The organism is Spirillospora albida (assembly GCF_000718255.1).
Taxonomy (GTDB): Bacteria; Actinomycetota; Actinomycetes; order Streptosporangiales; family Streptosporangiaceae; genus Spirillospora; species Spirillospora albida.
On the sequence record NZ_JOFJ01000013.1, the window covers coordinates 56935 to 80489 of the forward strand.

General features: G+C 74.1%; 23 protein-coding genes. 15 read left to right on the top strand and 8 right to left on the bottom strand.

Annotation, left to right across the window (positions count from 1 at the left end; translation table 11 throughout):
• Positions 1-71: 71 nt before the first annotated feature.
• Positions 72-965 carry a hypothetical protein gene (locus IE99_RS0117825; RefSeq protein ID WP_030171635.1) on the top strand — a complete coding sequence of 298 codons (894 nt, stop codon included), beginning with the start codon at positions 72-74 and terminating at the stop codon, positions 963-965.
• A gap of 16 nt (positions 966-981) precedes the next feature.
• On the opposite strand, the gene IE99_RS31945 is transcribed toward IE99_RS0117825, so the two are convergent.
• The 3 genes from IE99_RS31945 to IE99_RS0117845 all read right to left on the bottom strand — a co-directional run bounded on the left by IE99_RS31945 (position 982) and on the right by IE99_RS0117845 (position 2336).
• Positions 982-1149, bottom strand: coding sequence for a DUF4291 family protein (locus IE99_RS31945; RefSeq protein ID WP_157610363.1), 168 nt, complete (start codon positions 1147-1149; stop codon positions 982-984).
• A 359-nt stretch (positions 1150-1508) separates the two neighbouring features.
• On the bottom strand, positions 1509-1805 hold the full coding sequence (locus IE99_RS0117840) for a hypothetical protein (protein ID WP_030171638.1): 297 nt from the start codon (positions 1803-1805) through the stop codon (positions 1509-1511).
• A 132-nt stretch (positions 1806-1937) separates the two neighbouring features.
• Complete coding sequence (locus IE99_RS0117845) at positions 1938-2336, bottom strand: PPOX class F420-dependent oxidoreductase (protein ID WP_030171641.1); 399 nt, start codon at positions 2334-2336, stop codon at positions 1938-1940.
• Positions 2337-2648: 312 nt separating this feature from the next.
• On the opposite strand from IE99_RS0117845, the gene IE99_RS0117850 reads away from it, so the two are divergent.
• The 10 genes from IE99_RS0117850 (at position 2649) to IE99_RS0117895 (ending at position 11801) form a co-directional block, all read left to right on the top strand.
• Positions 2649-3515, top strand: a complete 867-nt coding sequence (locus tag IE99_RS0117850; protein ID WP_030171644.1) for a helix-turn-helix domain-containing protein — start codon at positions 2649-2651, stop codon at positions 3513-3515.
• Between the two features lie 143 nt (positions 3516-3658).
• Positions 3659-4060 carry a nitroreductase family deazaflavin-dependent oxidoreductase gene (locus tag IE99_RS0117855; RefSeq protein ID WP_030171647.1) on the top strand — a complete coding sequence of 134 codons (402 nt, stop codon included), beginning with the start codon at positions 3659-3661 and terminating at the stop codon, positions 4058-4060.
• Between the two features lie 105 nt (positions 4061-4165).
• A complete protein-coding gene (locus tag IE99_RS0117860; RefSeq protein WP_051712674.1) occupies positions 4166-5182 on the top strand; it encodes a phosphotransferase enzyme family protein in 1017 nt (338 codons plus the stop codon).
• A gap of 89 nt (positions 5183-5271) precedes the next feature.
• Positions 5272-6072, top strand: a complete 801-nt coding sequence (locus tag IE99_RS0117865) for a hypothetical protein (RefSeq protein ID WP_037559649.1) — start codon at positions 5272-5274, stop codon at positions 6070-6072.
• Complete coding sequence (locus tag IE99_RS0117870) at positions 6069-7238, top strand: hypothetical protein (protein WP_245623247.1); 1170 nt, start codon at positions 6069-6071, stop codon at positions 7236-7238. Before IE99_RS0117865 ends, IE99_RS0117870 begins: the two co-directional genes overlap by 4 nt.
• Positions 7235-8704, top strand: a complete 1470-nt coding sequence (locus IE99_RS0117875) for a hypothetical protein (protein ID WP_030171657.1) — start codon at positions 7235-7237, stop codon at positions 8702-8704. The genes IE99_RS0117870 and IE99_RS0117875 overlap by 4 nt, the downstream gene beginning before the upstream one ends.
• Positions 8701-10071, top strand: coding sequence for an AAA family ATPase (locus IE99_RS0117880; RefSeq protein ID WP_245623248.1), 1371 nt, complete (start codon positions 8701-8703; stop codon positions 10069-10071). Before IE99_RS0117875 ends, IE99_RS0117880 begins: the two co-directional genes overlap by 4 nt.
• 86 nt (positions 10072-10157) lie before the next feature.
• Positions 10158-10673, top strand: a complete 516-nt coding sequence (locus IE99_RS0117885) for a hypothetical protein (protein ID WP_030171663.1) — start codon at positions 10158-10160, stop codon at positions 10671-10673.
• 86 nt (positions 10674-10759) lie between these two features.
• A complete protein-coding gene (locus IE99_RS0117890; RefSeq protein WP_037559650.1) occupies positions 10760-11461 on the top strand; it encodes a hypothetical protein in 702 nt (233 codons plus the stop codon).
• 118 nt (positions 11462-11579) lie between these two features.
• Positions 11580-11801, top strand: coding sequence for a hypothetical protein (locus IE99_RS0117895; protein ID WP_157610364.1), 222 nt, complete (start codon positions 11580-11582; stop codon positions 11799-11801).
• 39 nt (positions 11802-11840) lie between these two features.
• Here IE99_RS0117895 and IE99_RS0117900 read toward each other — a convergent pair whose 3' ends face one another.
• The 4 genes from IE99_RS0117900 to IE99_RS0117915 all read right to left on the bottom strand — a co-directional run bounded on the left by IE99_RS0117900 (position 11841) and on the right by IE99_RS0117915 (position 19458).
• On the bottom strand, positions 11841-13415 hold the full coding sequence (locus tag IE99_RS0117900) for a coiled-coil domain-containing protein (RefSeq protein WP_030171682.1): 1575 nt from the start codon (positions 13413-13415) through the stop codon (positions 11841-11843).
• Between the two features lie 223 nt (positions 13416-13638).
• Complete coding sequence (gene hrpA, locus IE99_RS0117905) at positions 13639-17574, bottom strand: ATP-dependent RNA helicase HrpA (protein ID WP_030171686.1); 3936 nt, start codon at positions 17572-17574, stop codon at positions 13639-13641.
• A 202-nt stretch (positions 17575-17776) separates the two neighbouring features.
• The gene (locus IE99_RS0117910) at positions 17777-18685 is read right to left on the bottom strand and encodes an SDR family oxidoreductase (protein ID WP_030171689.1); all 909 of its coding nucleotides are present in this window, start codon (positions 18683-18685) and stop codon (positions 17777-17779) included.
• Positions 18682-19458: an SDR family oxidoreductase gene (locus IE99_RS0117915; protein ID WP_030171692.1), complete on the bottom strand. Its 777-nt coding sequence runs from the start codon at positions 19456-19458 to the stop codon at positions 18682-18684. The genes IE99_RS0117910 and IE99_RS0117915 overlap by 4 nt, the downstream gene beginning before the upstream one ends.
• Positions 19459-19512: 54 nt before the next feature.
• Between IE99_RS0117915 and IE99_RS0117920 the strand changes: the two genes are divergently transcribed.
• From IE99_RS0117920 to IE99_RS0117935, 4 genes are read left to right on the top strand one after another with little or no spacing between them, the layout of a single operon-like run.
• Positions 19513-20259: an enoyl-CoA hydratase family protein gene (locus IE99_RS0117920; RefSeq protein ID WP_030171695.1), complete on the top strand. Its 747-nt coding sequence runs from the start codon at positions 19513-19515 to the stop codon at positions 20257-20259.
• On the top strand, positions 20256-21122 hold the full coding sequence (locus IE99_RS0117925; RefSeq protein WP_030171698.1) for a CoA transferase subunit A: 867 nt from the start codon (positions 20256-20258) through the stop codon (positions 21120-21122). The genes IE99_RS0117920 and IE99_RS0117925 overlap by 4 nt, the downstream gene beginning before the upstream one ends.
• Positions 21119-21859 carry a CoA-transferase subunit beta gene (locus IE99_RS0117930; RefSeq protein WP_030171701.1) on the top strand — a complete coding sequence of 247 codons (741 nt, stop codon included), beginning with the start codon at positions 21119-21121 and terminating at the stop codon, positions 21857-21859. Before IE99_RS0117925 ends, IE99_RS0117930 begins: the two co-directional genes overlap by 4 nt.
• Entirely contained in the window at positions 21856-22920 is a 1065-nt protein-coding gene (locus tag IE99_RS0117935; protein ID WP_030171704.1) for an NAD(P)H-dependent flavin oxidoreductase, read from the top strand. The genes IE99_RS0117930 and IE99_RS0117935 overlap by 4 nt, the downstream gene beginning before the upstream one ends.
• On the opposite strand, the gene IE99_RS0117940 is transcribed toward IE99_RS0117935, so the two are convergent.
• Positions 22917-23528 carry a TetR/AcrR family transcriptional regulator gene (locus tag IE99_RS0117940; RefSeq protein WP_030171707.1) on the bottom strand — a complete coding sequence of 204 codons (612 nt, stop codon included), beginning with the start codon at positions 23526-23528 and terminating at the stop codon, positions 22917-22919. The genes IE99_RS0117935 and IE99_RS0117940 overlap by 4 nt on opposite strands.
• Positions 23529-23555: the final 27 nt, after the last annotated feature.

Here is a 23555-nt window from a genome sequence, read left to right on the forward strand (position 1 = left end):
CTACTTCACCGCGCCCGACCGCTCCCCGAGGCTGGACAGCACCACGCCGCTCCGGCCCGAGGAGGCTGCGCATGTCCGTCACCATCACGGTCCCCGAGAAGACCACCGCCGGGTTCGTCATCGCCACCGACCAGGTGCCCGGCGACCTCCCCGCGCTGCTTCGCGAGCGGCTGCCCGGCGCGTCCGCGCCGACGGCGCTGCACCGGCTCGGCACGCCCCGGCTGACGATCACGGGCCATCCGGCCGCGGACTCCCCCTGGGATCTCGACCCGGTCACCGGAGACGCCGAGGACGTCGAGCGTCTCCACCAGGCCACCCGCCACATCGGCGTCACGTCCGTCCTGGAGGTCGGCGACCTCCCCGTGGGCCTCCACCTGAGCCGGACCGTCGCCAAGGCCATCGCGGAGTCGCTCGGCGGCGTCCCCGTGGACACCGACACGAGCAGCGTGCTGCCGATCGTCCCGTTCGGCCCCCTCAACGAGTTCGTGCTCGCCGACGAGTGGCTGGGCGCGTCACTGCCGCCGTACCGCGACGCAGGCCGCTGCAGGGCGGCCGAGGCCGACATCGACGGATGCTCCTGCGTCGACCTGGCGACCACGGGCCTCCGCCGCTTCGGCCTGCCCGAGCTGGAGATCACCGACGTGGCGTGCGCGCAGGACCTCGCCGCGCTCAACCTCATCCGCTCGGCGGCGCAGCGGCTGCTGCCCCTCGGCCGGCATCGCGGAGAGCACGTCCTCGCCTCGGAGATCCTGCTGACCGGCGACGACCTGGCCGCCTACTGGGGATGCCGGGAACCGGTCTGGGACGACGGCCCCGTCGCCGTCCGGCTGACCGAGGTGGCGCCCGGCCGTATCCGGCTCGCCGCCCCGGCCGGCTTCCCGGGCACGCTCAACGAGTGGCTCTGGGACGAATTGCCGCCGATCCTGCACGAACTCCTCTCCTGCGAACCCGATCCGCACCCTTGACTCCCCGGCCGCGGAGTCAAGGGTGGTCGGCGGCGACACGGGCGGCGCCGGCTCCGGCACATCCGCATGCCGTCAGGACGAACGTGCCGTGCTCGACCGCCGCACGGCCGATCTCCGTGCCGTACGCCTGGCAGACCGTGATCGAATCGCGGTCGTACCCGGCGCGGATCTCACGCGTGCGCATCGTCGTCCCCGGCCTCCTCGATCGGCGGTGGCGCTCACGATGTCCCACGAGGCCGGCGACGGGCAACCGGGTTTTTCAGCAGACGCGCGGCCCCGAGCGCACGCCGCTACGCCGTGTCGTTCACGCGCCCCGCCGACGACATCGCGAACGTGCACGAGTTCGCCGCGGCGCTCGGCGACGCCAGGCCCCTCCTGGACGAGGTCCCGCTGTCCGAGACCAAGGCGAACACCGCGAACCTGCACGAACCCGCTGCGTCGCTCGGCGACGTCGGGCCCCTCCTGGACGTGGTTCCGCTGTACGGGACCGAGGCGGGTCGCGCGAAGGCGGGAGGCGGGCGGGCGGCGGGGCCGCCCGCCCGGTCAGCTCGCCAGGCGGTGGGTCAGGCGGGTCCGGAGGAGGTCGATCGCCTCCTCCAGGTGGGGCGCGGCGGCCTGGGCGCGCAGGCGGCGGCCCTCCAGGTCGGCCACCGCCTGGGCCAGGGCCGGGCGCGGGAGCGCCGGGTCGGCCGCGATGCTCAGGGTCACCTGGACGGTCGCGGACCCTCTGCCGTCGAGGGCGGTGCGGACGGCGCGTTCGGCCGCCGCACGCTCGTCCTCGGTGACCTTGCCGGACGTCTGGAAGCGGATCTCCGGGTTCCGGTGGACGGTTGCGTTCATGGGTGTCTCCCAGTCGATGCGTTTCATCGCCTTATGACCAGTGAACGCCTTGCGCGGACCGCGGATGTCCGATATTGACGAGAGCTTGATCACGGAACCCGCTCAGCTGCGCCTTTCCCGACGAGAGGTGCGTCACCCACCCGTGTTGTAGATGACGTTCTCGGGCGCGATACGGACGGTGACGCGTTGCTCGCCCTCCTGGCGGAAGGGATAGACGTCCTCGCCGATGTACTTCTTGGACAGCGCGTTGATGACGTCGTCGGCGCCGTCGCGCTCGAGGACGCCGCGGCCGGAGACGGTGACCCAGTGGAACGCGTCGTCCGGGTCGAGGACGCTGACGGACACGCGGGCGTCGGCGCTCAGGTGGCGTTCCTTCGCGCGGCCCACGGCGGTGTTGATGAGCACGTCATCGCCGTCCAGGCCGACCCAGACGACCGTGTTGTGCAGGGAGCCGTCCGGGCGGACGGTCGTGGCCCAGCCGGGCAGGGGCCGGTCGAGCAGCTTCCTGGCGTCGTCCGAGAGCTTCGTCATGCGGGTACTCCTTCGGTGGGGAACGCTCCCCTCGGTGATCGCCAACACGGGCGGGCGGCCTGCTTGTTCCCGGCTCGGTCGTTCGATCGGACGAGAATTCACCCGCACGTCACCCGCCGTTCCGGATTGGACGCCGCGGGGATCGGGAGTTTGTCCGAAACCGCCTTTTCTCCTACTTCCCAAAAGCGAGGCCCGATCCTCTACCATGAGGCGGTGCCTTTCCGCTCAGAGCGGACCCGTCGACCGGCTGGTGACCCCTTGCCCCAGGACTCAACCGCATCCACTCCCCCGGAGGGCGACTCCGCCGGACAGCTGATCGAGTACCCCCGCCGGGGCGGGCCCACGGTGCTCCGCATCCTGCTGGGCTCGCAGCTGCGCCGGCTCCGGGAGGCGCAGGGCATCTCGACCGAGCAGGCGGGATACGAGATCCGCGGCTCGCACTCCAAGATCAGCCGGATGGAGCTCGGCCGGGTCGGGTTCAAGGAGCGCGACGTCTCGGACCTGCTGACGCTGTACGGGGTCACGGACGCCGTGGAGCGCGCGCCGCTCCTGGAGCTCGCCCGGGAGGCCAACACCCCGGGCTGGTGGCACCGCTACGGGGACATCCTGCCGACCTGGTTCGAGGTGTACCTCGGCCTGGAGGAGGCGGCGTCGCTGCTGCGCACCTACGAGCTGCAGTTCGTCCCCGGGCTGCTGCAGACGGAGGAGTACGCGCGCGCCGTCGTGCGGCTCGGCTTCTCGGACGCGTCCGAGGAGGAGGTGGAGCGGCGCGTCCAGGTGCGGCGGACCCGCCAGGAGCGGTTCACCGCGCCCGGGGCGCCCACGCTCTGGGCCGTCGTCGACGAGGCGGTCGTCCGGCGGCCGCTCGGCGGGCGGGACGTGATGCGGCGCCAGATCGAGCATTTGGTCGAGATGTCGGAGCTGCCGAACGTGACGCTGCAGATCGTGCCGTTCGGCGCGGGCGGGCACGCGGCCGCGGGCGGCCCGTTCACGATCCTGCGGTTCGCCGAGCCCGCCCTGTCGGACGTCGTGTACCTGGAGCAGCTGACCAGCGCGCTCTACCTCGACAAGCCGACGGACGTCGACACCTACATGCGCGCCATGAACAACCTCTGCATCACGGCGGGGCGGCCCGACACCACGACGTCCTTCCTCGAAGGCGTCCTCAAGGAGCTCTGACCGCTCCTCTTCCCTCCACGTGACGCCCGGACTCACGGGTTCGGCCCCCGGTCGGCTCCGTGGTGGAGCGGCGGAACCTCCTGGCGGGCGAGCCGGTGATCCGCGTCCGCCGGGGTAGGTCACCGCCGAGGAGAGGAGCACGCATGCTGTTCGGCAAGGAGCACGTCGAGCGCTACCGGGCGACGGGCGGGCGCGAGGGGCACGACTGGCAGGGCACCACGACCCTGCTGCTCACCACGAAGGGGCGCCGCACCGGAGAGCCCCGCACGACCCCGCTCATCTATCAGCGGGCCGGGGACGACTACCTCGTCGTCGCGTCGAAGGGCGGCGCCGACGAGCCGCCGCTCTGGTACCTGAATCTGCAGGCGGACCCGGAGGTCGGCGTCCAGGTGATGGACGACGAGTTCACCGCGCGGGCGAGGACGGCGACCCCGGAGGAGAAGCCCGCCTACTGGGCGAAGATGACGGCCGCCTGGCCCGATTACGACGAGTACCAGCAGAAGACCGACCGCGAGATCCCCGTCGTCGTCCTCGAAAGGAAGTGACCGGGGCTCCCCGCGGCGGCCGGGCGGGCGGTTCGCTTTCGCGCGGGCGGGTGGGGCGTGTAGCGTCGGTGGTGAACATCCGTTCGACACCGCCGAGGTGCTGAGGTGCCGCCGACACTGACCGAGCCGCCGACCCGGCTGCTGCGGCGCTGGGAGATCGGCGCCGTCGACGGCGCGGTCCCGCTGCCCGGACGGCCGGGGCGCTGGCGCGTCGAGGCGTCCGGCGGGCGGTTCTTCCTCAAGGAGTGCGCCGACCCGGACCGCAAGAGAGTCCTGTTCCGGCACGCCCTGACCGCCGCGCTGGACGCCGCGGGCCTGCCGGTCCTGGCGCCGGTGCCCGCGCGCGGCGGCAGGACGCTCGTCACGGCGGAGGGGCGCGGCTTCGCCTTGTACCCGTGGGTGGCGGGGCGGACGCGGGGCGGGCTGGAGCTGACGTTCGCCCAGTGCGAGGCGCTCGGGGAACTGCTCGGCAGGCTGCACGCGGAGCTCGACCGGCTGACCCCGCCCGTCCAGCAGAGCATGCTGGTCCCGACGCCGCGCGCGGTGGACGCGGCCGCGGCGGTCGAGGCGATGCTGGCGGCGGTGCCGGGCGGCACCGATTTCGACGCCCTCACGGAGCGGCGGCTGCGGGAGCGGCACGCGCTGCTCACCGGGATGGCCGACCACCAGCCGCCGGAGCTGGAGGTGAGCACGGTCGGGCATCTGCACGGGTCGTTCCGCGCTCGGCACCTGCGGTACGGCGGTTCGGGGAACGTCACCGCGGTCCTCGGCTGGGACGGGCTGACGACCGGGCCGGTGGCGGGCGAGGTCGTGCGGGCGGCGGCGGAGCTGTTCGCCTGCGAGGACGACCGCGGCCTCGACCTCGACCGGGTGCAGGCGTTCGTGCGGGGCCACCGGGCGGCCTTCCCGCTCGACGCCGGGCAGATCCAGGCGGCCGTGCACCGCGCCTGGTGGGAGCGGCTCTGCGACGCCGGGCCGCTGCGCGACCGGTATCTGGACGGGTCGGCCGAGCGGGCCGCGTCCGCGCTCGTCACCTGGTGGTCCGCCCATCTGGAGCGGACGCTGGACGCGTTCGCGGCGCCCTACACCGCCGATCCGGCCGCGAATCCCGCCTACGGCTGAGACCGCCGCCGCCCCCGGGATGAGCGGGAAAGCCCGGCGAAAACTGGAAAACACTGGAACTGTCAGGAAGATCCGGTACTGTCTCGCGCATGTCCGGGTCCCCCGACGCGCTGGAGGCGCGCATCGCCGAGCTGCGGAGCGGCGTGCGCCGGGCGATGGCGGCGGGCGACCGGGCGGAGGCGCGGCGGCTGCGGGCCGCGCTGCGCGACGCCGAGAGCGCGTGGGACGACGCGGTCCTCGGCGCCGTGGACGACGGCGGGCCGCGGGACGCGCCGGGGCTGGTGCCCGTCCGGGAACAGGTCCACCAGGTGCTGACGCTGCTCGGCGCGCCCGCCGCGCCGAAGCTGGTGGGGTCGGTGCACGCGGCGTTCTTCGGCGGCGACCTGCCGGGGAACCGGGTGACGAGCCTGCGGCGGGACGAGGAGCGCTCGTTTCGGACCGCGCCGTACGCCCGCCCGTTCTACCTGTGCGCGGCGCTGACCGCCGACCTGCTGGCGCCCGCGCGCGGGCTGCTGACGGTGAGCACATGGCCGCTGGAGCGGCGGATCGTGGGACCGCTCAGCGCCCGCACCGACTTCCTCACGTCCGCGATCCGGCTCTCGGAGCACGCCCGGCGGGGCACGCCGTCGCCGGACGCGCGGCGGCTGCTGTGGCGTTTCGCGGCCAACATTCCGGGTGCGGCGACCGGTACGGTCGGTACCGTCGAGCCGGACGTGCTCGCCGCGGCCGCCCGTGCCGAGCTGGACGTGCACCGGGACGCCGACCTGCGGCGCCGCGCGGCCGCGGCCGCGCGCGCCCGGGAGGGGCTCGACGACGCCGAACGGCTGTTCGGCAGCCGGCTGCGGGCGCATCCCGGCGGCCGCGCCCACACGGGAGAACGAGACCGATGACCGAGACCGCGCCGGACCTGGACCGGCTGCGCGGCGGCGCCGCCCCGCGCAACCACGACGCCCGCACGATCGCGGCGCTGACCGCCAATCCCGGGTGCGCCCGCCGCGGGGTGATGGACGCGGCGGGCGTCGACAAGGACGCCGTTGCGCGGGCGCTGGGGTTCCCGGCACCGTTCGGCCAGTCGCAGTTCGCGATCACGCGCGGGAACGTGTTCGAGCAGCAGGTGAAGGCGGACGGCTGCGCGGAGCTGCTCACGCTGCTGCGGGAGGGGCTGGGGCTCGACGTCCCCGAGGTCGCCTACGACGATCTGGAGACGGTCGCGGGCAACGAGGGGCGGGAGCTGCGGCACATCCGGACGCGGCGGCTGCTCGCCCGCGCGCTGGAGACGGGCGAGGGCACGCTGTTCGACCATCCGCTGCTGCGGCTCGACATCGGGGGGCGTCCCGCGTACCTGGAGCCGGACGTGATCGCGTTCCAGTTCGCGGGCCGGTTCCACGTCATCGAGATCAAGTCGTTCGCGGTCGTGGACGGGCAGGCGGAGCCGGAGCAGGTCGCGGCGGCGGCGCGGCAGTCGGCGGTGTACGTGCTGGCGCTGCGGGACCTGGTCGCGGAGCTCGGGCACGATCCTGAGCGGGTGTCGCACGAGGTGTTCCTGGTGTGCCCGGAGAACTTCTCGAACCGTCCGGCGGCGACGCCGGTGGACGTGCGGCCGCAGCTGGCGGTGCTGCGCAGGCAGCTCGCGCGGCTCACCCGGATCGACGACATCCTCGCGGAGCTTCCCGCCGACCTGACGTTCGCGCCGGGCGAGCGGCTCGCCGAGGCGGTCCGGACGGTCGAGGCCCGGTACGCGCCGGAGTGCATGGCGGGCTGCGAGATGGCGTTCTTCTGCCGGGACGAGGCGCGCGCGTGCGGGGCGACGGGCGCGCTCGGCAGGTCCGTCCGGGACGATCTGGGCGGCCTCGACACGATCGGCACCGCGCTGGCCCTCGCCGACGGCGACCTCGACCCGGCGGCGGACCTCGCGGAGACGGCCGCGCAGCTGCGGCTCGCGTCCCTGCTGCGGGCCGAGGCCCTGGAGAACGCGGAGGCCCGCCGGGCCGCCGAGGCGCCGCCGGCCCCGGCCGCGGCTCCGGCCGCCGCGATCCCGGAGAGCCGCGCGTCATGAGCGCGCTGTCGGCGCTGGCGCGACTGGAGGCGGTGCGGGCGGGCCGGGCGCAGCCGGTCGCGACGGTGCGGCACGTGCACATCGCGGACGCGCCGCTGGTGCTGGTGCCGCTGAAGCTGGCCGGTGAGGCGGCCGCCCCGCTCGCGGTGATGGCGGGCGCGGCACCGGACGCGCCGTCGCTGCTGATCGTCCCGCAGCCCCGGAACCGCGACCAGCGGTTCGCGTTCGCGGCGTCGCTGGCGCGGCTCGTCCTGAACCATGTCGAGACGCACCGGGGCGAGGTCGAGGAGCTGCCCGGCAAGGACGGCGAGGTGCGGCTGCGGTACGGGGACGCGCCGCAGCTGCTGGTCCCGAACCGGGGCGGTGTCCGGTTCCTGCGGCTGCTCGGCCGGTCGACGCGGTTCCGGAGCACGGAGGGCGCGTACGCGGTCGACGCGGCCGTGCCCGTCCTCGGCCGATGGCTGACGTGGTTCGCGGACCGGCACGACCATCCGGGCTCGTCGCTGCTGGGGGCCGCCACGGAGCTGCTGCGGCTGCACTGGGCGACCGGGCAGAGCTCCCTGGAGGACGGCAACCTGGCGGCGCTCATGGGCTGGATCGACCCGCCGGACGGGCTGGACGGCCCGTCCGCCGCGGCCCTCGCGGAGGACCCGGTGCGGTGGCCGCCAGCGGGCCCGGCGACCGACCCGACGTTCGACAACGAGGTGCTCGCCCCCGCGATCGCGGCCTACGACCGGTCGGGCGGCGACGCCCGCGCGCGGGAACGGCTCCGGGCCGCGATCGAGACGCAGGTCACGCCCACGTGGGAGCTGATGTGGCGGGCCGTCGGGCTGCTGCGGGCCCTGCCGGAGGCCGCCGGTGTCGCCCGCCGCTGGGAGCGGGACCGGGACGCGTTCACCCATTACCACCAGACGTTCGGCGAGGCGTATCCTCAGGCCCGCCGCGACCCGCCCGTCCGGGCGGCGCGCCGGCTCCACGACCTGGAGCGGGCGCAGGAGGCGTACGAGGCGCAGCGGGCGTTCGACGATCCTCTGGTCATGGCGGAGCAGCGGCTCACGGGCGCGGCGTTCGGCGGTGTGGTCACCGAGTGCCACCCGGAGCGGCTGGACGAGACCGGCAAGCGGCCGAAGCTGCGCCCGCTGCTGCGGGTGGCGACCGGCGACCCGGTCCGGCTGGAGCCGGGGACGCCGGTGTGCAGCGCGGCGCGTCCGGCGCTGAAGGGGAGGATCGTGGAGATCGGCGGCGGCGGCGTGCTGGTGGAGCTGACCGGCGGGCTGGGCAGGCGGCTCGTCCCGGAGGCCGGCGTGGTCCCGGTGGAGGGCGACCGCGTCTGCTTCACGTCCCGCACGGAGGGGTCCTTCGGCATCGCGCGGTTCCCCGACCGGGAGGACACGCCGTGGACGCACGGCGGGCCGCCGGAGGACTACGTACCGACCGCCGACGACGCCCGCGAGGACTGGTCGTGAGCCGCCCCCCTCTCATGTCGGTGCCCCACGCCGCGAACGCGGAGACCGGCCCCGCGCCCCCGGAGACCGACCCGGCGCGGGCGGCGGGACGGGTCGTCGCGGACGTCCTCGCCGACCTCGGCGGCGGCCACCGCGGGGTGGTGGTCGACTCGCCGCCGGGCGCGGGGAAGTCGACGCTCGTGGTCCGCGCGGCCGCGCACCTGGCCGCCGCGGGCGAGCGGCTGATGATCGTCGCGCAGACGAACGAGCAGGTCGACGACCTCATCGACCGGCTCGCCGGGAAGCACCCCGAGGTGCCGCTCGGGCGGCTGTCGGCGTCCGGGTACGCGCCGTCCGACCGCGTCCGCGCGCATCCGGCGGTGCGGGTGGCGCAGAAGGCCGACGACCTCGCCGGCCAGACCGTCGTCATCGCGACCGCCGCGAAGTGGGCGACGCTGCAGGACGGCTCCTGGCCGTGGGCGATCGTGGACGAGGCGTACCAGATGCGCTCGGACATGCTGCTGCGCATCGCGGGGCGGTTCGAGCGGGCGCTGTTCGTCGGCGATCCCGGGCAGCTCGACCCGTTCTCCACCGTGGAGGTGGAGCGCTGGGCGGGCCTCTCCTGGGATCCGATGCGCAGCGCCGTGTCCGTGCTGCTGGCGCACAATCCGGACCTGCCCGTCCACCGGCTGCCGGTGTCGTGGCGGCTGCCCGCGTCGGCCGCGCCGGTGGTGTCGGACGCGTTCTACCCGTTCACCGGTTTCCAGGCCGGGACGCGGGAGGGCGACCGGCGGCTGGAGTTCGGCGCGCGCGGCATGGGCACCACCTACGACCGCGCGCTGGAGGAGGCCGCGGCGACCGGCTGGGCCCTGTACGAGCTGCCCGCGCGGCACACGCTGCGGACCGACGCGGAGGCCGTGCAGGCGACGGCGGCACTGGCCGTCCGGCTGCTGCAGCGCGGCCCGGTCGCGCATTCGGAGCAGGGCACGGCGGGCGTGGACGCGGCCCGGGTGGCGATCGGCGCGGCGCACCGCGACCAGGTCGCCGCGATCCGGGCGGCGCTCGGCCCGCACGGCGCGGGCATCACGGTCGACACGGCGAACCGGCTGCAGGGCCGCGAGTACGACGTGACGGTGGTGCTGCATCCGCTGTCGGGGCGGCGCGACGCGACCGCGTTCCATCTGGAGTCCGGCCGGCTGTGCGTGCTGGCGTCGCGGCACCGGCACGCGTGCGTGGTGGTGGCGCGGGCGGGCATCCCCGAGCTGCTGGACGCGCACCCGTCGACGGAGCCGGTGCGGCTCGGGGTGCCGGTGAAGTTCCCGGACGGGTGGGAGGCGAACCAGTCGGTCCTCGCGCATCTGGCGGCGCACCGCGTCCCGGCGGGGTGACCGGAGATACCCCGCACCGCGTACCGGCGGGGCGTCCGGCCGGATACTGTGAAGACCGGCGTCCCGGTGACCCGGGGAGGGGGGACATGGACGACCTGGGCTTCATGTGCGCCCGCTGCGGCGGGGAGGTGCACGATGTGACGCACAACCGCGAGGGTTCGCTCGACGGGGTCGGGTACCGGCACAACCGGCGTGTCGAGCCGTGGGACCACGAGCTGGAGCTCGCCGTGGGAGCCCCGGGCCCGCAGAGCCCGGCGTGCGACTTCTGCGCCGCGCCCGCCCCGCGCTGGCTGTACTACCCGACGCTCGACCCGGACGACACCGACATGTTCGAGGTCGAACTCGACACCTCGGACCTGTCGGACGACGACACGGCCGTCGCCGTGCTGAACATGCTGTACCCCTGGTACGCGTGCGACACGTGCTCGGTGCTCATCGCCGACCGCAACGTGGAGCTGATCATCGCCCGCGCCCTGGAGCGCACGCCGGTCCCGGCCGGCGGGGCCGTCGACGAGGAGACCGTGCGGGCGCGGCTGAACGGTTCCCTGTCGGTCTTCTTCACGACCCGCCCCGGCCGCCCGCAGCCGTCCCGCGCCGTCTGATCGGGGCGGTACGGCCACGGGCCGCCGCCCCGCGCCTTAAAATCGGACCGTTCCGTGCGGGGGCACGAGAGCACCGGGGGGCTCTAATGATCATCGAGAGACGGTTCCGCGGCCCGGACGGCTCGGGCAACGGGGGCTATGTGGCGGGCCTGCTCGCCGGGCGGATGGTGACCGACACGGTGACGGTCACGCTGCGGTGCCCGCCGCCGCTGGAACGGGAGCTGACCGTCACGGCCGAGGACGAGCGGCGCCGCGCGCTGCGGCTGTGGGACGGCGACCGCCTGGTCGCGGAGGCCATGGCGGGCGCGATCGCTGTGCCGCCCGTCCCGCCGGTGCCGTTCGTGATGGCGGCGGTGGGGGCGGAGAAGTACCGGGCGGCCGAGAGCCACCCGTTTCCCGGCTGCTTCGTGTGCGGGCCGGAGCGGGCCCTCGGGGACGGGCTGCGGCTGGAACCCGGTCCGGTCGGCGACGGTACGGTGGCTGCGCCCTGGACGCCGGTGCGGACGCCGGGCCGCGAGATCGTGTGGGCGGCGCTCGACTGCCCGGGCGGCTGGGCGTTCGACGTGGCGGGCCGGCCCGCCGTGCTCGGCACGATGACCGCGGAGATCGGCGACGTGCCCGCGGCGGGCGAGCGGTGCGTGGTGGTGGGGTACGCGCGCAGCCGGGAGGGCCGCAAGATGCACGCGGCGACGGCGCTGTACGGCGCGGACGGGCGGCTCCTCGGCCGCGCGGAACAGATCTGGGTCGAGATCGATCCCGAGCGTTTCGGGCGCGGCACCGCGATCTGACCCACCCGATCCCGCCCGATTCCACCCGGGTTACAGAAGAATGTGTCTTCCGACATGGACCCGTGCGCGCCTTCCGCTGTTGAATCTGAAGCTTCCGCGAAAACTGGAGGCGGGTCAGATGAGCGGAAGCGGGTTGCTCCTCATCGGGATCGCGGCCCTGGCGGTGTACACCGGGATGCACTGGGAGCGCGCCCGGCGTGCGATGTTCGACGTCAAGATCGGACGGAAGCGGGTGTCGAACCTGCGGCAGACGGCGGCGAAGGAGCAGCGCCAGACATTGATGATCATCGTGATCGCGACCGTGGTGCTCTTCCTGATCGTGAAGGCCCGCGGCGGCTGACCGGGGGCGCGCACGGCCGCGCCCCCGGCGCCCGGCGGCTCAGGGGCCGGTGAAGAGCGGGTCGTCGCGATCGGTGCCGTTGACGCGATCGGTGCCGTTGACGCCGTTGAGGGGGCGGCCGAGCCCGGGGGGCGTACCGCCGGACATGGGGTTGCCTCCGGTTCCGGGCTGCCCGGGTGCGGCCTGGCCCGGTCCGGGCCGCCCCGGTCCGGGCTGCGCGGCGCCGGGCGCGGGCGGCGCCGGGAGCGGGCCAGACCCGCCGTTCCGGGAGATCCCGGACGCGCCGTTCCCCGTCCCGCTCGCGCCGAACATCCCGGTGGCGGAGTAGCCCCCGGTGGGAACGCCGTTCGACGGGGCGCCGTTCGTGGGCGCCGCCGGGCGCCCGTACGCCGAGCCGAGCGGGTCGGGGGTGCGGGCGGGGGCGGGACTCCCGGCGGCGAGGGTGCTCTGCGTGAACTGGTCGATCTGGCGGCGGGCGCGGTCGGCCTCGGCGCGGGCGGCGTCGCGCTCCTCGGCGAGGGCGGTGAGCGCGGCCTGCTGCTCGGCGACCGACTGGGACAGCTGCCGCAGTTGGACGGCCTGCTCGCCGAGCCGGCCGGCCATCTCGTCGCGTTCGGCGGCGACGGCCGCGGCCTGCTCCCGGGCGGCGTCGCGGTCCTTCGCGGCCTCGTCGGCGCGGGCGGCGGCGCGGACCGCCTCGGCCTCGGCCTCGGCCTGGGCGCGCAGCGCGGCGCTCCGCTCGGCCTCGGCCTTGCTGGCGGCCTGCAGGGCGCGCTGCCGCTGCGCCTCGGTGTCGCGCATGGCGCTGCGGAGATCCTCGGCGCCCTGCTTGGCGGCGGACGCCTCGACCCGCAGGGTCTCGGCGCCGCTCTCCGCCTCGGCGACCTTGGAGTGCAGCGTGACGAGTTCGGCGCGGGCGTTCTCCAGCGCGGCGAGCAGCTCGGTCTCGCGGGCGGCGACGCGATCGCGCTCGCTCTCCGCGGCCAGCTTGGCGGTCATCGCCTGCTGCGCGATCTGGTGGGCCTCCTCCCACGCCTGCTGCGCGGCGTCCCGCTTGGCCGTGGCGCGCTTGGCCTCCTCGCGGGCGCGGCCGGCGTCCTCCTCGGCGGCGGCGGCGCGCTTGCGGGCACCGGCGGCCTCGTGCCACGCCTCCTCGGCCTTGCGCTGGGACGCGTCGCGCTCGCTCTGCGCGATGGCGAGCTCGCGGGCGGCCTCGGCGCGCACCTCGGCGACGCGCCGCTCGACGCCGGCGACGCTGAGCTCGGCGGCCAGCGAGTCGGCGAGCGCGTCGGCGGCCTGCTCCAGCCGCTCGACCATCTCCCAGGTCGCGGCGACCTGCCCGGTGAGCCCCGGCGCGTCCCGGCCGCGCTCGCGTCGGTCGCGGGCGTCGCGGGCGCAGGCGCCGTCGTTGTCCTGGCAGTAGCGGACTGCGCGGACGGCCCCGACGGGCTGCGGGACGGGCCGTCCGCAGCTGGCGCAGGGCCAGACGGTGACGGGGTCGCCGACCCGGGCCACGTCCGCCGGAGCCGCGCCGGCGTCGTTGCGGACCATGGCGCCGGAGGCCGCGGCCGCCTCCTCGGGACGGCCGTTGTCGCGCTCTTCGCTGTTAGGCATGGAATGAACCATACGCACTAGTCTGCGGGACTGCAGTGACTTGGGGGGCACATGTGGGCCCTCCCGATCCGTCGCGAACTTCACACCGCGTCCGGTGGACGGCGAAGCCTCACTCCCCGGATGCGAACCTGCGCTCAGAGTCCCGATCCGGACGCCGCCGCACCCTCACCGCGTCGCGCCCGAGGCTGCTCGACGGCCCATCGCGTCCCGGTGGCGGTGATGATCAGAGCTGGGCGATCGCCTTGCGGATGCGCTTGTCGGAGACGGGGAAGCGGGTGCCGAGCTGCTGGGCGAACAGGCTGACCCGGAACTCCTCCAGCATCCAGCGGACCTGGCGGACCGGCTCGTCGTCGCGGCGGGCCGGCGGCAGCCGCCCGGCGGCCTGCTCGAGCTCCTGGCGCAGGACCTCCACCTGGTGGGCGAGCGCCCGGTCGCGGCCAGGGTTCTCCGGCAGCCTCTCCAGCCGGGTGCGCAGCGCGCGCAGGTAGCGGGGCAGGTCGGGGAGGCGCCCCGCACCGGTCTCGGTGACGAAGCCCGGGTGGATCAGCGACCCCAGATGCGCGCGGACGTCGGTCAGCGCGGGGACGAGCGTGAGGCTCGTGGTGCCGCGCAACCGCCGCTCGATCTCGTGGGACTCGGCGAGGATCCGCTCGGTCACCCCGACGATCGCGGCCGTGGCGTCGTACAGGTCGGCGCGGACCTTGTCGTACAGGGCGCGGTATCCGGCCTCGTCCCAGGCGGGGCCGCCCGCCTGGGCGATGAGCCGGTCGGCCGCGGCGGTGACGCAGTCGTCGAACAGCGCGGGGACGGACCCGTGCGGACTGTGGCTCAGCGCCAGCTTCGCCTGGTTCGTGAGGTTCTTCTGGATGAGCTTCGCCGGAGACGGGGCGTTCAGCAGGATCAGCCGCCGGGTGCCGAGCCGCATCGCGCGGCGCTGCTCGGCCTCCGTCTCGTACATGCGGACGGCGACGCTCTCGCCCTCGTCGGTCAGCGCCGGGTACGCCTTGACGTCGTAGCCGTCCTGGCTGCGCTCGTAGGTGCGGGGCAGCGCGCCGATCGTCCAGTCGGTGAGGCCGGTGCGCTCGATGCCGGGCGCGGCCTTGGCCAGGGTGCCGCGGACCTTGCCGGCGAGGCGGCGCTTCAGCGCGTCGAGGTCGGTGCCCTCGCCGAGCGTGCGGCCCTTGTCGTCCACGACCCGGAAGGTGATCCGCAGGTGCGCGGGCAGCCGGGACGGGTCCCACGCCTCCCGCGCGACCGGCACGCCCGTCATCGCGGTGAGTTCGCGCTCGAGGGCGCCGAGCAGCGGTTCGGTGCGGGGCGCGACCCGGTCGAGGACACGGCGGGCGTGGTCGGGCGCGGGGACGAAGTTGACCCGCAGCTGCTTGGGCAGCGACCGGATCAGCTCGGTGACCAGCTCGGTGCGCAGGCCCGGGACCTGCCACTCGAAGCCGTCCGGCCGTACCTGGTTCAGGATCTGCACCGGGATGTGGACGGTCACGCCGTCGGCGTCGGTGCCCGGCTCGAACTGGTAGGTGAGGCGGAGCCGGAGGGGACCCTGCTTCCACACGTCCGGGTAGTCCGCCTCGCTGACGTCCTCCGCGGTCGCGTTGATGAGCATCGACTTCTCGAACCCGAGCAGGTCGGGATCGGTGCGGCGGGCCTGCTTCCACCAGGTGTCGAAGTGCCGCCCGGAGACGACGTCCTCGGGGACGCGCTCGTCGTAGAAGTCGAAGAGGGTCTCGTCGTCGACGAGGATGTCGCGGCGCCGGGCGCGGTGCTCCAGCTCCTCGACCTCCTCCAGCAGCGCGCGGTTGTCGTGGAAGAACCGGTGGTGGGTCTCCCAGTCGCCTTCGACGAGCGCGTGCCGGATGAACAGCTCGCGCGACAGCACGGGGTCGATGCGGCCGTAGTTGACGGGCCGGTCGGCGACGATCGGCACGCCGTAGAGGGTCACCTTCTCGCGCGCCATGACGGCGGCCTGCCTCTTCGACCAGTGCGGCTCGCTGTAGGCGCGCTTGACCAGGTGCCCGGCGAGCGGCTCGACCCATTCGGGCTCGATCCTGGCGTTGATGCGGCCCCAGAGGCGGGACGTCTCGACGAGCTCCGCCGACATCACCCAGCGCGGCGGTTTCTTGAACAGGGACGAGCCGGGGAACAGGGCGAACCTCGCTCCCCGCGCCCCGACGTACTCCTGCCCCCGCCGCTGCTTCTCCTTCTTCTCGGCGTCCAGGAGGCCGATGTGCGAGAGGAGACCGGACAGGAGCGAGACGTGGATGCGGTCGGGCGCGGCCTCGGCGGTGTTGAGGGTGACGCCGAGCGCCTTGGCGACCTGCTTGAGCTGGCCGTGCAGGTCCTGCCATTCCCGGACGCGCAGGAAGTGCAGGAACTCGTTCTTGCACATGCGGCGGAAGGCGCTGCCCGACAGTTCCCGCTGCTGTTCCTGGAGGTGGTTCCAGAGGTTCAGGTAGGCCAGGAAGTCGGAGGTCGGGTCGGCGAACCGGCGGTGCCGCTCGTCGGCGGCCTGCTGGTGCTCGGCGGGGCGCTCGCGCGGGTCCTGGATGGAGAGCGCCGACGCGATGACGAGGACCTCGCGGACGCAGCCGTTCCGATCGGCCTCCAGGACCATGCGGCCGAGGCGCGGGTCGACGGGCAGCTGCGCGAGGCGGCGGCCGAGCGGGGTGAGCCGCTTGCGCGGGTCCTTCTCGGACGGGTCGATCGCGCCGAGCTCGTGCAGGAGGTCGACGCCGGCCTTGACGTTGCGGCGGTCCGGCGGCTCCACGAACGGGAACGCGGCGATGTCGCCGAGCCCGAGCGAGGTCATCTGCAGGATGACGGACGCGAGGTTCGTGCGGAGGATCTCGGGATCGGTGAACTCGGGCCGGGACTCGAAGTCCTCCTCCGGGTACAGCCGGATGCAGATGCCCTCCGAGACGCGGCCGCAGCGTCCCTTCCGCTGGTTCGCCGACGCCTGCGAGATCGGCTCGATCGGCAGCCGCTGCACCTTCAGCCGGTGCGAGTAGCGGGACAGGCGGGCGTTGCCGGGATCGACGACGTACTTGATGCCGGGGACGGTCAGCGACGTCTCCGCCACGTTCGTCGCGAGGACGACGCGGCGCTCGCGGTGCGCCTGGAACACGCGGTGCTGCTCGGCCGCCGACAGCCGCGCGTACAGCGGCAGCACCTCGGTGGGCGTCCGCTGCCGGGCGAGGTGCTTGGTCAGGGCCTCGGCGGTGTCGCGGATCTCCCGCTCGCCGCTGAGGAACACGAGGACGTCGCCGGGCGCCTCGCGGCCCAGCTCGTCCACCGCGTCGATGATCGCCTGGATCTGGTCGCGGTCGGGATCGGCGGACGGGTCGTCCGGGTCGGTGATCGGCCGGTAGCGGACCTCGACCGGATACGTCCGGCCGGACACCTCCACGATCGGCGCGCCGTCGAAGTGCCGGGAGAACCGCTCGGGGTCGATCGTCGCCGAGGTGATGATGATCTTGAGGTCGGGGCGGCGGGGCAGGATCTCCTTGAGATAGCCGAGCAGGAAGTCGATGTTGAGGCTGCGCTCGTGCGCCTCGTCGATGATGAGGGTGTCGTAGCGGCGGAGCAGCCGGTCGGTCTGGATCTCGGCGAGCAGGATGCCGTCCGTCATCAGCTTGACGAGCGTGTCGTCGCTCGACCGGTCGGTGAAGCGCACCTTGTAGCCGACGACGTCGCCCAGCTCGGTGCCGAGTTCCTCGGCGATCCGGTCGCCCACCGTGCGGGCGGCGAGCCGCCGCGGCTGCGTGTGCCCGATCGTGCCGAGGACGCCGCGGCCCAGTTCCAGGCAGATCTTCGGGATCTGCGTCGTCTTTCCGGAGCCGGTCTCCCCCGCGACGATCACCACCTGGTGGTCGCGGATCGCCTCGAGGATCGCGTCCTTCTTCTGCGCGACCGGCAGTTCCGCCGGATACGTGATCGCGGGCACCACCGCGCGGCGCCGCGCGACCCGCGCCTCGGCGGCCTCGATCTCGGCGGCGATCTCCCCGGCGGCCTTGTCGCGCCTTCCGGCGTCGCGCATCTTCTCGACGCCGTCGATGCGGCGGCGCAGCCGGTGCCGGTCGTAGGGCATCAGCTCGGGCAGGCGCGCGCGCAGGTCGGCGAGCGGCGATCTCACAGGCGGGGTCCTCATGGCCACATCAAGGATAGGGTTCCGGGCGTGCGCCGGCGCGCACGGCCGTCTCGGGACCGTAACCGGAACCCCCGCCCCGGGTCGATTCGTTTTCCGGGACGCCGTGTCGATCGCTTCGCGATCTTCCCGGCGCGGCTCGCCTTCGGCTTCGCCGCGCCGGTCAGGTCACGCGTTCGCGCACGCTCACCCCGCTGCGAACCTCTTAGCTCGCGCCGTAGACGGGCTCCGGCGGGGCCGCCTTCGCCAGCAGGCCCTGGACGACCTCGCCGATCTCGGCGGGCTCCCACTTGGCGCCCTTGTCGTAGGTCGGGCCGTGCCGGAAGGCGTCCATCACGCAGATCTTGCCGCCCTCGGCCTCGAACACCCGGCCTGTCACGCCCCTGGCCTCGGCCGAACCGAGCCAGACGACGAGCGGGGAGACGTTCTCGGGCGCCATCGCGTCGAACTCGCCCTCGGCGGGCTTCGCCATCGTCTGCGCGAAGACCTCCTCGGTCATGCGGGTGCGGGCGGCGGGCGCGATCGCGTTCACCGTCACCCCGTACCGGCCCATCTCGGCGGACGCGACGAGCGTCAGCCCGACGATGCCGGCCTTCGCCGCCGAGTAGTTGCCCTGCCCGACGCTGCCGAGCAGGCCCGCGCCCGACGACGTGTTGACGACGCGGGCGTCGACGGGGCGGCCCGCCTTGCTCTCCGCCCGCCAGTACCGCCCGGCGTGCTTCAGCGGCAGGAAGTGGCCCTTGAGGTGGACGCGCATGACGGCGTCCCACTCGTCCTCGGCCAGGTTGACCAGCATCCGGTCGCGGAGGAACCCGGCGTTGTTCACCAGGACGTCCAGCCGCCCGAACGCCTCGACCGCCGTCGCGACGAGCGACGCGGCGCCGGCGTCGGCGGCGATGTCCTCGGTGTGGGCGACGGCCCGGCCACCGAGCGCCTCGATCTCCCGGACGACGTCGTGCGCCGGGCCCGCGGAGGCGTCGCCGGACCCGTCCCGCGCAACGCCGAGGTCGTTGACGACGACGAGCGCGCCCTCCCGGGCGAACTCCAGCGCGTGGGCGCGGCCGAGGCCGCGGCCCGCGCCGGTGACGGCGACCACACGGTCCTTGCAGATCATCGTGACTCCTCCTTGTTGACGGTGGCGGCGTCCAGGAAGGCGGGGCGCTCGCCCCCGCCGTGCAGCAGCAGCGCCGAGCCGGTGATGTAGGACGCGAGGTCGGACGCGAGGTACACGCAGGCGGCGCCGATCTCGTAGGGGTCGGCGAGCCGGCCGGCCGGGACGGTGGCCCCGACGGCCGCGATGCCGTCCTCGTCGCCGTAGTGCAGGTGGGCGAGCTCCGTGCGGACCATGCCGAGCGTCACCGTGTTGACGCGCACGTCCGGCGCCCACTCGACGGCGAGGGACGTGGCGAGGCTCTGCAGGCCCGCCTTGGCGGCGCCGTAGGCGGCTGTGCCCGGCGACGGGCGCACCCCGCTCACGCTGCCGACCATGATGATCGAGCCACCGTGGCCGCCCGCCGCCATCCTGGCCCGCGCCGCCCGCGCCATGATCAGCGGCGCGGTCAGGTTCAGCTCGATGATCTTGATGTGGGTGCGCAGCGGGCCCTCGGCGACCGGCAGGTGGGGCGCGCCGCCCGCGTTGTTGACCAGGACGTCGATCCGGTCGAGGCCCGCCATGAACGCCTCGGCGGCGTCGGGGTCGCGGACGTCCAGGGAGAAGAAGCGCGCCGTCCGGCCGCCCGCCGCGGGGAGCCGCTCCGGCTCGCGCCGGGCGACGGCGACGACGTCCGCCCCGGCCTCCAGGAAGGCGCGGCTGATCCCCGCGCCGACTCCGCGCACTCCCCCGGTGACCACGACGGTCTTGCCGGACAGGTCCAGGGCCAGTGCCATCCCGCCTCCTCTGCTACGGTCAGTTCTAACAAATGTTTGGTGGAAAGGTAGCGCATGGGAGTCTCCACCACGACCCTGGACGGGGTCGCAGAGATCGTCGTGGACGCGCCGCCGGTCAACGCCCTGACCGTGGCGGGGTGGTTCGAGCTGGCCGACGCGGTCACCGCGGCCGGGCGCGACCCGCAGGTCGGCGCCGTCGTGCTCCGGGCCGAGGGCCGGGGCTTCAACGCGGGCGTCGACATCAAGGAGATGCAGGCGACGGAGGGCCACACCGCGCTGGTGGGGGCCAACCGGGGCTGCTACGCGGCGTTCGCCGCCGTCTACGAGTGCGAGGTCCCCGTCGTCGCCGCCGTGCAGGGCTTCTGCCTCGGCGGCGGGATCGGCCTCGCGGGCAACGCCGACATCGTCATCGCGTCGGACGACGCCTTCTTCGGCCTGCCGGAGGTGGACCGGGGCGCGCTCGGCGCCGCCACCCACCTCGCCCGGCTCGTCCCGCAGCACCTGATGCGGGCGATGGTCTACACGTGCCGGAACGTCACCGCGGCGGAGCTGCACCACCACGGGTCGGTGCTGGAGGTCGTCGCGAGGGACGAGCTGCGCGCGAAGGCCATGGAGATCGCCGCGAACATCGCCGCGAAGGACCGGTACGTGATCCGCCGCGCCAAGGAGTCGCTGAACGGCATCGACCCGGTCGACGTGAAACGCAGCTACCGCTTCGAGCAGGGCTTCACGTTCGAGCTGAACCTCATGGGCGCGGGCGACGAGCACCGCGACGCCTTCGTGGCGAAGGGGGCGAGATGAGCGCGACCGGCAAGGTGCGGACGATCGACGAGATCGTCGGCTCGCTGGAGAGCGGCATGACGATCGGGATCGGCGGCTGGGGGTCGCGGCGCAAGCCGATGGCGCTCGTCCGGGCGCTGTGCAACTCCCCCGTCACCGACCTGACCGTCATCTCCTACGGCGGGCCGGACGTCGGGCTGCTGTGCGCCGCCGGGAAGATCCGCCGGCTCATCACGGCGTTCGTCACGCTCGACTCGATCCCCCTCGAGCCGCACTTCCGCACCGCGCGGCAGACCGGCGCGATCGAGATGACCGAGTACGACGAGGGCATGTTCCTGTTCGGGCTGTACGCGGCCGCGCACCGGCTGCCGTTCCTGCCCACCCCGGTCGGCCTCGGCTCCGACGTCCTGAGGGTCAACCCCGGCCTGAAGACCATCCGGTCGCCGTACGGGGACGAGGAGGTCGTCGCCGTCCCGCCGCTGGCGATGGACGTCGCGTTCGTCCACATGAACCGCGCCGACGCGCGCGGCAACGCGCAGTACCTCGGCCCCGACCCGTACATGGACGACCTGTTCGCCAAGGCCGCCGAGCGCACCTACGTCACGTGCGAGCGGCTCGTCGACACCGCCGACCTCGCCAAGGAGGGGCCGCTGCAGTCCCTTCTCATCAGCCGGTCGCACGTCGCGGGCGTCGTCGAGACCCCGAACGGCGCGCACTTCACCGACTGCGTCCCCGACCACGGCCGGGACGAGGGGTTCCAGAGGCTGTACGCGCAGTCGGCCGGGGACCCGGAGCGGTGGGCCGCGTTCCGCGACCGCTTCCTGGCCGGTGACGAGGCCGCGTACCAGGACGCCGTCCGCGTGTGGCGGGAGGAGGACCGATGACGGAGACCATCACCGCCACGCGCGCCGAGGTGTGCGCCGTGGCCTGCGCCGAGCTGTTCCGCGGCGACGGCGAGATCGTCGCCGCGGCCGTCGCCGGGTTCGTCCCGATGCTCGGGTCGCGGCTGGCCCGCGCCACGTTCGAGCCCGATCTCCTGACGACCGACGGCGGGCCGGTGCTGAGCGCCGGGCCCGTCCCGCTCGGGCGGTCCGCGACGGAGATCGAGGGCTGGCTGCCGTTCCGCGACCACCTGTGGCTCGTCCTCAACGGGCGCCGCCACGTCATCATGGGTCCGAGCCAGATCGACGCGCACGGCAACACGAACATCTCGTGCATCGGCGACTGGGACCGGCCCGCGCGGCAGCTCCTGGGCGCGCGCGGCGGCCCCGGCAACACGCTCCTCAATCCGACGAGCTACTGGGTGCCGAAGCACTCCGCGCGCGTGTTCACCGAGAAGGTCGACTTCGTCAGCGGCGTCGGCACCGACCGGGGCGCGCACGACCTCCGGGCCGTGGTGTCCAACCTGGCCGTCCTCGACTTCGAGACGCCGGACGGGCGGATGCGGCTGCGGTCGGTGCACCCCGGCGTCACCGTCGATGAGGTCGTGGCCGCCACCGGCTTCGAGCTCGCCGTCCCGGACGAGGTGCCGGAGACGCGCCTTCCGACCGCCGAGGAGCTGCGCATCATGCGCGACGTCCTCGACCCGAAGGGCCTTCGGGAACGCGAGGTGCCGTCGTGAGCGAGCAGGTCCTCGACACGCCGCTGACGCGGCTCGCGGGCGTGCGGCACCCCGTCGTCCAGACCGGCATGGGGTGGGTCGCCGGGCCCCGCCTCGTCACCGCCGTCGCGAACGCGGGCGGGCTCGGCATCCTCGCGTCCGCGACGATGACCCTCGACGAGCTGGCCGCCGCCGTCCGCGAGGTCAAGGAGCGGACGGACGCGCCGTTCGGCGTGAACCTGCGCGCCGACGCCGGGGACGCGGGCGACCGGATCGACCTCCTCATCAAGGAGGGCGTCAAGGTCGCCTCGTTCGCGCTCGCGCCGAAGCGGGAGCTGATCGCCAGGCTGAAGGACGCGGGGGTCGTCGTCGTCCCGTCCGTCGGCGCGCGCCGGCACGCGGAGAAGGTCGCCGCCTGGGGCGCGGACGCCGTGCTCGTGCAGGGCGGTGAGGGCGGCGGGCACACCGGCGCCGTCGCCACCACGCTGCTGCTCCCCCAGGTCGTGGACGCCGTCGACATCCCCGTGATCGCGGCCGGCGGCTTCTTCGACGGCCGCGGCCTCGCCGCCGCCCTCTCCTACGGCGCGGCGGGCGTCGCGATGGGCACCCGGTTCCTCCTCACGTCGGACAGCTCGGTGCCGGACGAGGTGAAACAGGTCTACCTGAGGACGGGCGAGACCATCGTCACCCGCCAGGTCGACGGGATGCCGCACCGCGTGCTGCGCAGCGAGCTGGTCGACACCCTGGAGAGGTCGGGCCGGGTGAGCGGCACGTTCCGGGCCATCCGCAACGGCGCCCGGTTCAAGAAGCTGTCGGGCATGTCGTGGCGCGCGATGCTCGCCGACGGCAAGGCCATGAAGCACGGCAAGGACCTGACCTGGTCGCAGGTGCTGATGGCCGCCAACACCCCGATGCTGCTGAGGGCCGCCATGGTGGACGGCCGTCCCGACCTCGGCGTCATGGCGTCCGGCCAGGTCGTCGGCGTCATCGACGACCTGCCGAGCTGCGCCGAGCTGATCGACGGCATCGTGAGGCAGGCCGTGGACGCCATCACCGCCCAGCAGTCCCTCCTGGTGCGCTAGGACCCGAGACCGCGCAGCAAGGCCGAGAGGCCCCCGAGGAACTCCTCGTCCGGGCCGATGCCGCGGGCGTGCTGCGCGGTCTTCGCCATGTTCGGGAACACGTCGCCGGGGAGTTCCGCGATGGCGTCGGTCCCCGTTCCCGACAGCGCGCCCAGGTGTTCGAGCTGGATCGCGCCGGTGACATAGGCGATCAGCGCGCGCAGCGCGATCGCGGCGGCCCGCCCCTCGATCCCGGCCTGGGCGAGGATCCCGGTGACCGTCTCGCCCCAGCGCAGCGACCCCGGCGAGCCGTGCCGGTGCGTCATCGTCAGCGGGACGATCGCGGCGTGCGCGGCGAGAGCGTCCCGCATGCGCACCGCCATGACCTCGACGCGCTCCCGCCACGGACCGTCCGGCGGCGGCGACGTGTCGACCTCCCCGAGGACGAGATCGACGATCAGTCCCTCGAGCTCGTCTCGGTCGCGGACGTACCGGTAGAGCGCCATCGTGCTCATCCCGAGCTCCTTGGCGACGGCGCGCATGGACAGCCCGGCGAGGCCGTCCCGGTCGGCGACGGCGAGCGCGGCGGCGGCGACCTGGTCCTGGGTGAGCGAGCGGGGACGCGGCATGACTTGACAGCGTACGGCATACGCCTA

Coding starts and splice junctions, on each gene's coding strand:
- IE99_RS31945 (WP_157610363.1), bottom strand. CDS start 1,149: ATGCGCACGCGTGAGATCCGCGCCGGGTACGACCGCGATTCGATCACG.
- IE99_RS0117885 (WP_030171663.1), top strand. CDS start 10,158: ATGGACGACCTGGGCTTCATGTGCGCCCGCTGCGGCGGGGAGGTGCAC.
- IE99_RS0117845 (WP_030171641.1), bottom strand. CDS start 2,336: ATGACGAAGCTCTCGGACGACGCCAGGAAGCTGCTCGACCGGCCCCTG.
- IE99_RS0117920 (WP_030171695.1), top strand. CDS start 19,513: ATGGGAGTCTCCACCACGACCCTGGACGGGGTCGCAGAGATCGTCGTG.
- IE99_RS0117840 (WP_030171638.1), bottom strand. CDS start 1,805: ATGAACGCAACCGTCCACCGGAACCCGGAGATCCGCTTCCAGACGTCC.
- hrpA (WP_030171686.1), bottom strand. CDS start 17,574: ATGAGGACCCCGCCTGTGAGATCGCCGCTCGCCGACCTGCGCGCGCGC.
- IE99_RS0117930 (WP_030171701.1), top strand. CDS start 21,119: ATGACGGAGACCATCACCGCCACGCGCGCCGAGGTGTGCGCCGTGGCC.
- IE99_RS0117825 (WP_030171635.1), top strand. CDS start 72: ATGTCCGTCACCATCACGGTCCCCGAGAAGACCACCGCCGGGTTCGTC.
- IE99_RS0117855 (WP_030171647.1), top strand. CDS start 3,659: ATGCTGTTCGGCAAGGAGCACGTCGAGCGCTACCGGGCGACGGGCGGG.
- IE99_RS0117915 (WP_030171692.1), bottom strand. CDS start 19,458: ATGGCACTGGCCCTGGACCTGTCCGGCAAGACCGTCGTGGTCACCGGG.
- IE99_RS0117865 (WP_037559649.1), top strand. CDS start 5,272: ATGTCCGGGTCCCCCGACGCGCTGGAGGCGCGCATCGCCGAGCTGCGG.
- IE99_RS0117870 (WP_245623247.1), top strand. CDS start 6,069: ATGACCGAGACCGCGCCGGACCTGGACCGGCTGCGCGGCGGCGCCGCC.
- IE99_RS0117895 (WP_157610364.1), top strand. CDS start 11,580: ATGAGCGGAAGCGGGTTGCTCCTCATCGGGATCGCGGCCCTGGCGGTG.
- IE99_RS0117875 (WP_030171657.1), top strand. CDS start 7,235: ATGAGCGCGCTGTCGGCGCTGGCGCGACTGGAGGCGGTGCGGGCGGGC.
- IE99_RS0117910 (WP_030171689.1), bottom strand. CDS start 18,685: ATGATCTGCAAGGACCGTGTGGTCGCCGTCACCGGCGCGGGCCGCGGC.
- IE99_RS0117925 (WP_030171698.1), top strand. CDS start 20,256: ATGAGCGCGACCGGCAAGGTGCGGACGATCGACGAGATCGTCGGCTCG.
- IE99_RS0117940 (WP_030171707.1), bottom strand. CDS start 23,528: ATGCCGCGTCCCCGCTCGCTCACCCAGGACCAGGTCGCCGCCGCCGCG.
- IE99_RS0117890 (WP_037559650.1), top strand. CDS start 10,760: ATGATCATCGAGAGACGGTTCCGCGGCCCGGACGGCTCGGGCAACGGG.
- IE99_RS0117900 (WP_030171682.1), bottom strand. CDS start 13,415: ATGCCTAACAGCGAAGAGCGCGACAACGGCCGTCCCGAGGAGGCGGCC.